Genomic DNA, 10090 nt, shown 5'->3' on the forward strand with positions numbered 1-10090 from the left:
GGCGAAATATAACCCCTCGAATAAAATAAAACGAGGGGTTTGTCAACAAACTGAAAGAATGGAATTAACTCCATTCTTTATTTTTTTATTTACAAGCCTTTCCTCTAGCATATGTTTGAACAACATCATAATCATTGTTCAATACAACTAAGTCAGCATCATATCCTGTACAAATTTTTCCTTTACGATCATCTACATGTAAAGCACGAGCTGGGTTAATTGTACAAGAATTTAAGGCATAATCAAATGGTACTCCTGCTTGTTCAACAACAATTTGTAATCCACGATTAATTTGTAAAGTTGAACCCGCTAAACCTTTTGTACTAGTTAAGTGAGCTGATCCATCAGGATAAACTTCAATTTCATTTCCACCAAAAATGTGTTTACTTCCAATTGGACATCCTTTAGCCATTAAAGAATCCGAAATCATAATGACATAATCTCTTCCTTTAGCCATATAGTAGTTATTTAATGAATTGACATTTGAGTGGTTTCCATCACAAATAACCTCTCCATATACATCTCTAAAACGCATAGCCGCTCCAACTAAACCAGGATTACGATGATGGAAAGGAGTCATTCCATTAAATACGTGTGTCATACTCATAGCACCATGGGCAACAGCTAAACGAGCTTGTTCATAAGTTGCTCCTGAGTGTCCTTGACTTACTAAAATACCGTTTTTAGCACAGTATTCAGTTAACGCGAAATCTTTATCATGTTCACAAGCCATTGTGATAACTTTAATTAATCCATGTGCATCTTCTTGATATTGTTTAAATTCTTCAACATCTGGTGCAATACAATAAGGTTCAGGTTGAGCCCCTTTATAAACACGATCTAGATAAGGCCCTTCAAAGTGAATTCCTAAGATTTCAGCTCCTTCATATCCTTCTTCTACAACACGAGCCACATTCTTAACAGCAGCTGATAACACTTCATGACTTTGAGTAATTGTTGTAGGGCAAATTCCTGTAACCCCTTCTGATGTAATGCATTTCATCCAGTGACGTAATCCTTCTGGTTGTGCATCATTTGTATCAAATGTATCATATCCATGAGTGTGAATATCAATGAAACCAGGAACGATACGATCATTTCCATAATCCACATCCACTTCTTTTGAACCATATTCATAAATATTCACGATTTTATCTTGGTCCATTTCGATTTGTGCAGGCATAAATTGCCCAGCAATCCATACTCTTTTACTTTGAATAATCATATTTCATTTCCTCCATTACTTTCATTCTAAACCTAAAATCAAAGTTCGTTGTTATCTTATTATACAATGTTTTTACACTTTTTAGTAAAAGCACAATTCGCAATTTGAATTTGATATAATAGACTAGAAAGAAAAAGAGGTTAATTATGAAAAAAACAATTGCTATTATTATTGTAGTCGCTATTGTGATGATGTTTTTAATTTCGACACTAAAAAAATCAACTTATAAAAGATTAGTCAATTATTTAGAAAACGGAGACTTTACTTCTTTTTATAAAGAAATTGATTCTAAAAAAGTAAAAATGCTATTAAATAATTTAAACATCATCGACATGAAATTAAATGCTGCTATCGTACAACAAAACAAACAAGAAACAAATCGTTTATTTGATGAAGTGATTAAACTCCCTTTAACTCCTTCCCAAAAAGAACACTACTACATGAAAGCTTTTAATTATTATGTAGGATTAATGGAAAAGAAAAAAGCGAAGAAATATATTGATTTAATCAATACTACATCTAATGAACGAATGAAACTCGAAGCCAATCGTGTTTATAATATCTATATTCTTAAAAACGACAAAGACCTTCGTTCTTTATTACTTGAATTAAAAGACTTAGAAGACAGTCAAAAAGGTGTAAACGAATACTTAATTTCTTTAATTTATAAAAATAAAGGCGACTTAGAAAATGCCGCAAAATATGAAGAATTAAGTAAAGAACATTTTGCCTTAGTTGATGAACAAACCGCAAAAAAATACGAAAAAGAACTAAAAGAGGATAACCCTGAGGATTAATCCTCTTTTTTTGATACAATAATAAAAAAAGGAGAATTTATGGAATATTATCAAATCCCCCAAACCAATTTATCGGTATCAAAAATTTCTTTAGGATGCATGCGCATAGCCAACAAAACAATAGACGAAGTCGATGCTCTAGTTACAGCTTGTCTAGAATATGGCATTAATTTCTTTGATCATGCCGATATCTATGGAAAAGGACAATCCGAACAATTATTTGGTGAAGTTTTAAAGCGTCATCCCGAATATCGAAATAAAATGATTATTCAAACTAAATGTGGCATTGTATCCGGTTATCGCTATGACTTTTCTAAAGAACACATCATTCAAAGTGTAAATGAATCATTGAATCGTCTTCATGTTGATTCCATTGACATTTTACTTCTTCATCGTCCTGATGCTTTATGTGATCCAATGGAAGTAGGACAAGCATTTAAAGAATTATATGAAGCTGGAAAAGTACGTTATTTTGGTGTATCAAATCATACTCCATATCAAATAAAACTACTTCAAAAATATTGTCCTTATCCTATTATTATCAATCAATTACAATTATCCATCGTTCATTCGAATATCATTGATGCGGGTATCCATATGAATATGAAAGAACCACTTGCTTTCGATACCGATATGGGAATACTAGACTATTGTCGCTATAATGACATTATGATTCAAGCCTGGTCCCCTTTACAAGCTTCATGGACAGAAGGATCTTTTATTGATCATCCAAATTATGAACCATTAAATCAATTACTAAATCAATTAGCTTGTGAATACAAAGTATCAAAAACAGCCATTGCCATAGCCTGGATATTAAGACACCCCGCTCATATTCAGCCTATTGTAGGAACCACTTCCATCGCACATTTAAAAGAATGCATAGATGCGATTAAGGTCCATTTAACTTCTCAACAATGGTATGATTTATATAAAGCAAGCGGTAAGACTTTACCTTAAAAAACTTCATCTGAAGTTTTTTTTAGTTTTCTAGCAACATATCAAGCCATTCAATACATCCATCTTCAAAGCAACTCTTCACAATTAAATCCGCTACTTGTTTTACTTCCTCTTTAGCATTTTCTAAGCTAACACCTAAGCCAGCTTCTTTTACACATTCTAAATCCGATATACCATCACCAATATAAGAAACTTCTGACCATTTTATATTTAATTGTTGTAATAATTTATCACATGTTTTAAATTTGTCTACACCTTTACAAACGACATCGGCCATAAAAGGAGTACTACGAATTGCTAAGACATCATATTGTTGTTCCATCTTTTGTTTTAAAAGTGGAAAATAGGTATCCATTCGTTCTTGTGATTCAGAAGCACTGAATTTACACGCATTTGATACAAAATCACATTCATCTTGTACTTTATAATCAACATTGCAATTAAACGCATCGAGTTCATATCCATGAGTATATTCATGGCAAACCACATAATTTGATTGAGTATAAGATGGTTCCAAATGATATTGAAGTGTTAAATCCCATAGTTGTTCAATTGTTTTTGAAGCAATAGGATATTCAAATAAAACCTCTTTCTTTTTCACATCATAGACACTTGCTCCATTACAAGAAATCACATAGCCTCCAAATTCATTCATTTTAATTTGATGCGCTAAAGGAAGCACACCTTGAAAAATACGAGCTGAATTTAAAATCACTAAATATCCTTTTTCTTGTAGTTGAATCAAACGATTTTGTACTTCTTCTTTCACGTACAAACCACTACTGGGATTCATTAAAGATCCATCTAAATCACAAATAATACATTTCATCTTATTTTCCTTTCAAAAAAAAGGCTGATTGTTCAGCCTTATTAGAATAATTCACTTTGATGTGTTGCGTATAAATATTCATCAATTGAATCACAAATACGATCCACAATTAAAGCCTCTGGATCATTTTCTAATAATCCTTCTCTGACTCTAGTATATTGAATTGGCATATATTGCGTCAATAAATTTAGTGGAATTCCGTGTGTACGTAAATTATTGATCATTGTATGCATTGCTTCTTGTACAGAAGGAACTGGCATATAGTAACGACAACGATCTGAGAAAGAATATTTACGCTTCATCGCAACTTCTTCTTCTGTTCCAATATAGTGTTTTGACCAATACTTAGGATCTGCTAACATAGCTTGGTCTAATACTTCTTTGAAATGACTTGCCTTATCACCAAATAATTCATTTTCAATATCAGCTAATGCGAATAAAGCTTGACGCATCATGAATGTGAAACCAGGACCTACTTTTAAAATTGCAATTCCATCTTCTACCATTTCACGTAATTTAATTTTTGTTTGGTAGTCAGTTGAATGTCCTTCAAATACGATATTATCGTAATCACGAATAGCTGCACATAAATCAACAGCTTTTTCACGATCGTATTCTGTACATCCACTGTCTTTTTCTTCTACACCTGGTTGAACAACGATACCAATTACGTTGCTCCAAGCATGGTCTAAACCATTGTCTTTAAATGCTTTTTCAAAAGTTGCCAATGTAGCTTTGAAGTCTTCTGGTTTTGTGACTTGAACACCTTCATCAACTGCACCTTGTGCTCCTCCTGGAATAGGAACTTCACTACCTACGATATAAACAGGTTCAATCGCATCAGGATTTTCTTCTTTTAATTTTGCGTATGTTTCTTCCGCAACTTTAGCTAAACGAGCTCCACGACGAGCAATTGTTTCATCGCTTAAACGTTCATTCACATCATCGTCAGCTACACGCATACTTGTATCAATATGGATTTTTGTGAATCCAGCTGCCACGTAACAACGAATTAATTCTTCTGCTTCTTTCATAGCTTCTTCTTCATTTAAAGAAGTGAAAGTAAGAGGACCTAAGTGATCTCCTCCTAAAAATAATTTATTTGTATCAAAACCAATTTCATTTGCGATTCCTTCTACAAATGCTTTGAAATCAGCTGGTTTCATACCAGTGTATCCACCATATTGATCACATTGGTTAGCTGTACTTTCAATTAGTACACATGATTGATCTTTTTTACCTTTTAATAAAGCCGCACGAATAACATATTCATTTGCTGAGCAACAAGAATAGATTCCAACTGCTCTTCCTTCTTTTTGTGCTTTAACAATTTGTTTTAATGGATTTTGCATATATAATATCCTCCTCATTGTTGATTATATTCGAATCATAAATAAATAAAATATCTGTACCATTTAGTATAAATTTCACATTAAAAAAGTAAAATTTAATCAATGAAATTCAAAAAAGACAAACCATTGTAAATTCCATCTTCATCAATATCACTTGTCACATAATTTGCTTTTGATTTCAACAAAGGAACGGCATTTCCCATGGCAATACTAAAACCGACCTTATCAAACATATCCATATCGTTTTCTCCATCTCCAAAGGCAAATGATTGATCAACAGGAATTTGATAAATATCTAAGAATTGTTGAATAGCTTTTCCTTTTCCACCATTATTAGAAACAATATCCACTGCATAGGGATTCCATCTTGTGATTAAACAATCACTTAGTTTTTCTTTCAATTCTTTTTCTTCTTGTTCATTCACAAAAGCAATTCCTTGATAAATCACATTTTGTGTATACTCACTGATTCTAGGAACACTAGTATGAATACTTTCCTGGGCAAAGCGTACATAATCGTTTACATAATTAATATAGAATGTATTTTTTTCGAGTAATTGAATAGGAATCATATTATTTTCATATAAATGAATTAAATTTTTTAAATTATTTCCTTCAATGGGATTAGACCATACTTCTTTAAAATTATTATCTAAAATTAATTGTCCATTTAATAAAATATACGCATCAAATAAAGATAAAGGAAACTCTAGTTCTTTTAATTCTTCTATATGTCTTCCCGAACAAACAACACAGAAAATCCCTTTATTTCGAATTTGTTTAATCGCATTTATAGTACTATCTGGAATTTTGCCTATTTTATGGGAAATCAATGTCCCATCCACATCAAAAAATACTACTTTCATAGCTTTATATTACCACAAAAAAAGAATGATTTGACTCATTCTTTAATAAAGGCTTGTGAATATCCATGTTCATTTCGTTTACTTGTTCCAATTGGATCCATAAACTGAATATTTTCAATATGATATGGTGTGACTTGATATACATAATTTAACCAATTTCGATACAATAAATTCGCATGGCTACGCCAAGTTAAAATTGGTTTATTATTAGGATCATCATTTATAAAATAATTTTCTGGTATATGAATCGGCTTATGCTCCTTAATATCTCTAAAATATTCTTGTGCTAGTGTTTCCACGCCATATTCAAAATGACCCGTTACAAATATTTGACGATAATCCTTTGTGACAATAATATTACTTCCTGTCTTTTCTCCCTTTGATAAAACCACAAGACGCTTTTCCTTGGCAAGTGCTTCTTCATCTATTTTAGTGTGACGAGAATGTGGTGTATTGTGGTATTCATCAAATCCATTGGTTAAAAAATCATATTCATCTTCTAAGTGATGAGGAAAAATCCCAAACATTTTTTCATCAAGTAATTGTTTTTGAATGCCATAGTGATAATACAAACCAGCTTGGGCTCCCCAACAAATATGCATTGTACTAAACACATGTATTTTTGACCATTCCATAATCTCACATAGACTATCCCAATAATCAACTTGTTCAAAATCCAAGTGTTCAACGGGAGCTCCTGTGATAATCATGCAATCATAATAATTATCTAAGAACGCATGATAATCTTTATAAAATTTTACTAAATGGTCTTCACTTGTATTTTTTGATTTATGTGCATCAATTTTCATAAAATCAATCGATACTTGTAAAGGAGATTTACTAATTAAACGAAGAATTTGGGTTTCCGTTTCTATTTTTTTAGGCATTAAATTTAAAATCACAAGTTGAATTGGACGAACTCTTTGTTTACGGGCACTATCATCTTCAATCGCAAAGATTTTTTCGTTTTCTAAAATGGTTTTGGCTGGTAAACCATTTTGTATATTAATTGGCATAGTGTCTAAATTTGATCAAAAGCTTGTTGAAGATCCGCTAAAATATCTTCAATGTCTTCGATTCCTACAGATAAACGAATTAAATCCGGTCCTACTCCACCAGCAATTAGTTCTTCATCATTCATTTGACGATGAGTACTACTAGCTGGGTGCAATACACATGTATGAGCATCCGCAACATGTGTGGCAATCATTGCGACTTTTAAGTGTCTCATGAATTCTTCAGCCTTTTTACGTCCACCTTTAATTCCAAATGAAACAACCCCACAAGTTCCATTTGGCATATATTTTTGTGCTCTTTCATAGTATTTATTCGAAGGAAGAGACGGATAATTTACCCAAGTTACTTTGTCATTAGCTTCTAAATACTCAGCTACTTTTAAAGCATTTTCACAATGTCTTGGCATACGAACATGCAAAGACTCTAATCCTAGATTCAACATATACGCATTCATAGGTGCTTGAATAGAACCAAAATCACGCATTAATTGCGAAGTACATTTGGTAATGAAGGCACCTTCTTTTCCAAATTTTTCGGCATACGTAACACCATGATAAGATTCATCTGGTGTAGTTAATCCTGGGAATTTATCGGCATGGGCCATCCAGTCAAAATGTCCACCGTCTACAATGCATCCACCTACGGTAGCATCGTGTCCGTCCATGTATTTTGTTGTAGAATGCGTAACGATGTCACATCCCCATTCAATAGGACGACAATTAATTGGTGTTGCGAAGGTATTATCCACAATTAAAGGAACACCATGTTCATGTGCTTTTTCAGCCCATGATTCAATATCAAAAACAATTAAAGCTGGATTGGCAATGGTTTCCCCAAAAACACATTTTGTATTTGATCTAAAAGCCGCTTCCAATTCTTCCATTGAACAATCAGGTGAAAGGAATGTGAAGTCAATTCCCATTTTACGCATTGTCACATTAAATAAATTATAAGTTCCTCCATAAATAGAAGACGAACAAATTACATGGTCTCCACAATTTGCGATATTAAATACTGCATAGAAATTAGCGGCTTGTCCACTACTTGTCAACATGGCAGCACTTCCACCTTCTAATTCACAAATTTTCTTAGCAACATAATCATTTGTTGGATTTTGAAGTCGGGTATAGAAATACCCATCTGCTTCTAAATCAAATAATTTACCCATATCTTCACTTGTATCGTATTTAAATGTTGTACTTTGTACAATTGGAATCATTCTTGATTCTCCATTTTTAGGTGAATACCCAGCTTGAATACATTTAGTACTCTGCTTCAATTCAATCATCTCCATTCTTTGTATTCTATTCTACAATAAACATCAAACTTTTTAAATTTATTATTTTATGATACTCTTTAACTATGAGAAAAAAAGTATGTATTGGCATTTTAGCCCATGTTGATGCCGGTAAAACGACATGCATTGAAAGTATGTTGTATTTATCTGGTCAAATTCGTAAATTAGGACGAGTCGATCACCAAGATGCGTTTTTAGACTATGACAATCAAGAACGAAATCGTGGTATTACGATTTATTCAAAAGAAGCTCATTTTACTTGGAAATATACAGATATCTATGTCATTGATACTCCAGGTCACATTGATTTTTCAAGTGAAATGGAACGAAGCCTTCAAGTATTGGATTTAGCTATTTTATTAATTAATGGGCAAGACGGTGTACAAAGTCATACCCAGACAATATGGAAATGCTTAGAACACTATCATGTTCCTACGCTTTGTTTCGTAAATAAAATGGATATTTCCTATCATTCAAAAGAAGATCTTTTATTAGACTTAACGAAGAAATGTCATTCCAATTGTATTGATTTTAACAATGATGATAAATTTGAAAAACTTGCTTTAGTAAATGAAGACTTATTAAATGAATACATTCAAAATGATTCCATTTGTACTGATTCCATCCAACAAGCCATCTATAAAAGAGAATGTTTCCCGGTATTCTTTGGAAGTGCTTTAAAATTAGAAGGCATAGAGCCATTAATGGATGCCATTAAACAATATTCCCTTGATTGTGAATATGGACAAGAATTTGGAGCGAAAGTTTATAAAATATCAAAAGACGAACAAGGAAATCGTCTAACGCATATTAAAGTCACAAGTGGTTGTGTAAAACCAAAACAAATCATTAATGAAGAAAAAATTGATCAAATTCGTTTATATAACGGTAAAAATTACACCATGCTCAATCAAGCCGATGCCGGTATGATTTGTGTATTAAAAGGATTGGAACACTTTGAGGTAGGACAAGGAATGGGAATTGAAAAAGATAGTGAAAAACCTCTTTTAAATGCGTATTTAAACTATCAGCTTGTCCTTCCAAGTGGCATTGATCCTTTACAGATGATGAAAACATGTGACTTGTTGTGTAGCCAAGATCCACAATTAAATATTGAATACGAATCTCAATCTAAAAAAATTAATGTTCAATTAATGGGAGACATTCAAATGGAAGTTCTCCAAAATCGCATTGAAAAAGAAACAGGAATTAAAGTTGGTTTTACTACAGGAAATGTCATTTATAAAGAAACAATTACTGAACCCGTTTATGGAGTAGGACACTTTGAGCCTTTACGTCATTATGCCGAAGTTCATTTAAAATTAGAACCTCTTCCACGAAATAGTGGACTTCAATTTGAAAGCGATGTTTCCATGGATTCTTTAGCTTTAAACTGGCAAAGATTGATTCTAACACATCTTCAAGAAAAACATCATAAAGGTGTTTTAACTGGTTCCTATATTACGGATATGAAAATCACATTGGTAGCTGGTAAAAGTCATCTAAAACATACAGAAGGTGGTGACTTTAGACAAGCTACGTATCGTGCCGTTCGTCAAGGTTTAAAGAAAGCACATTCTATTTTATTAGAGCCCTATTATTCATTTAATCTTACTTTGGATTCCAATTCTTTATCAAAGGCTCTATATGATTTAGAATGTCGTCATGCCACAGTTACTATTGAAGACCACTTAGATGGAACTTTCACTGTATCAGGTAGAGGTCCTGTGCGTCTATTGATGAATTA

At 32.5% G+C, this 10090-nt stretch carries 9 protein-coding genes; 3 read left to right on the forward strand and 6 right to left on the reverse strand.

Annotation, left to right across the window (positions count from 1 at the left end; translation table 11 throughout):
- Window positions 1–85: 85 nt before the first annotated feature.
- Entirely contained in the window at window positions 86–1225 is a 1140-nt protein-coding gene (gene nagA / locus ACI313_RS03920) for an N-acetylglucosamine-6-phosphate deacetylase (protein WP_320608995.1), read from the reverse strand.
- Between the two features lie 146 nt (window positions 1226–1371).
- Here nagA and ACI313_RS03925 point away from each other — a divergent pair, with 146 nt between their 5' ends.
- Entirely contained in the window at window positions 1372–2022 is a 651-nt protein-coding gene (locus ACI313_RS03925) for a hypothetical protein (protein ID WP_320608996.1), read from the forward strand.
- Between the two features lie 39 nt (window positions 2023–2061).
- Window positions 2062–2982, forward strand: a complete 921-nt coding sequence (locus ACI313_RS03930) for an aldo/keto reductase (protein WP_439755316.1) — start codon at window positions 2062–2064, stop codon at window positions 2980–2982.
- A 22-nt stretch (window positions 2983–3004) separates the two neighbouring features.
- Here the strand turns inward: ACI313_RS03930 and ACI313_RS03935 are convergent, their stop codons facing one another.
- From ACI313_RS03935 to ACI313_RS03955, 5 genes are all read right to left on the reverse strand, one after another.
- Window positions 3005–3811 carry an HAD family hydrolase gene (locus tag ACI313_RS03935; protein ID WP_320608998.1) on the reverse strand — a complete coding sequence of 269 codons (807 nt, stop codon included), beginning with the start codon at window positions 3809–3811 and terminating at the stop codon, window positions 3005–3007.
- Window positions 3812–3852: 41 nt separating this feature from the next.
- A complete protein-coding gene (locus ACI313_RS03940) occupies window positions 3853–5163 on the reverse strand; it encodes a class II D-tagatose-bisphosphate aldolase, non-catalytic subunit (RefSeq protein ID WP_320608999.1) in 1311 nt (436 codons plus the stop codon).
- Window positions 5164–5258: 95 nt separating this feature from the next.
- Window positions 5259–6029 carry a Cof-type HAD-IIB family hydrolase gene (locus ACI313_RS03945; RefSeq protein WP_439755317.1) on the reverse strand — a complete coding sequence of 257 codons (771 nt, stop codon included), beginning with the start codon at window positions 6027–6029 and terminating at the stop codon, window positions 5259–5261.
- A 35-nt stretch (window positions 6030–6064) separates the two neighbouring features.
- On the reverse strand, window positions 6065–7045 hold the full coding sequence (locus tag ACI313_RS03950) for a homoserine O-succinyltransferase (protein ID WP_320609001.1): 981 nt from the start codon (window positions 7043–7045) through the stop codon (window positions 6065–6067).
- Between the two features lie 5 nt (window positions 7046–7050).
- A complete protein-coding gene (locus ACI313_RS03955; protein WP_439755318.1) occupies window positions 7051–8340 on the reverse strand; it encodes an O-acetylhomoserine aminocarboxypropyltransferase/cysteine synthase family protein in 1290 nt (429 codons plus the stop codon).
- A gap of 68 nt (window positions 8341–8408) precedes the next feature.
- On the opposite strand from ACI313_RS03955, the gene ACI313_RS03960 reads away from it, so the two are divergent.
- The coding region (locus tag ACI313_RS03960) for a GTP-binding protein (RefSeq protein ID WP_439755319.1) at window positions 8409–10090 on the forward strand (1682 nt) is incomplete at its 3' end.

The organism is Floccifex sp. (genome assembly GCF_051873495.1).
Classification (GTDB): domain Bacteria; phylum Bacillota_I; class Bacilli_A; order Erysipelotrichales; family Erysipelotrichaceae; genus Floccifex.

Coding starts and splice junctions, on each gene's coding strand:
- ACI313_RS03930 (WP_439755316.1), top strand. CDS start 2,062: ATGGAATATTATCAAATCCCCCAAACCAATTTATCGGTATCAAAAATT.
- ACI313_RS03955 (WP_439755318.1), bottom strand. CDS start 8,340: ATGGAGATGATTGAATTGAAGCAGAGTACTAAATGTATTCAAGCTGGG.
- ACI313_RS03925 (WP_320608996.1), top strand. CDS start 1,372: ATGAAAAAAACAATTGCTATTATTATTGTAGTCGCTATTGTGATGATG.
- ACI313_RS03950 (WP_320609001.1), bottom strand. CDS start 7,045: ATGCCAATTAATATACAAAATGGTTTACCAGCCAAAACCATTTTAGAA.
- nagA (WP_320608995.1), bottom strand. CDS start 1,225: ATGATTATTCAAAGTAAAAGAGTATGGATTGCTGGGCAATTTATGCCT.
- ACI313_RS03945 (WP_439755317.1), bottom strand. CDS start 6,029: ATGAAAGTAGTATTTTTTGATGTGGATGGGACATTGATTTCCCATAAA.
- ACI313_RS03935 (WP_320608998.1), bottom strand. CDS start 3,811: ATGAAATGTATTATTTGTGATTTAGATGGATCTTTAATGAATCCCAGT.
- ACI313_RS03940 (WP_320608999.1), bottom strand. CDS start 5,163: ATGCAAAATCCATTAAAACAAATTGTTAAAGCACAAAAAGAAGGAAGA.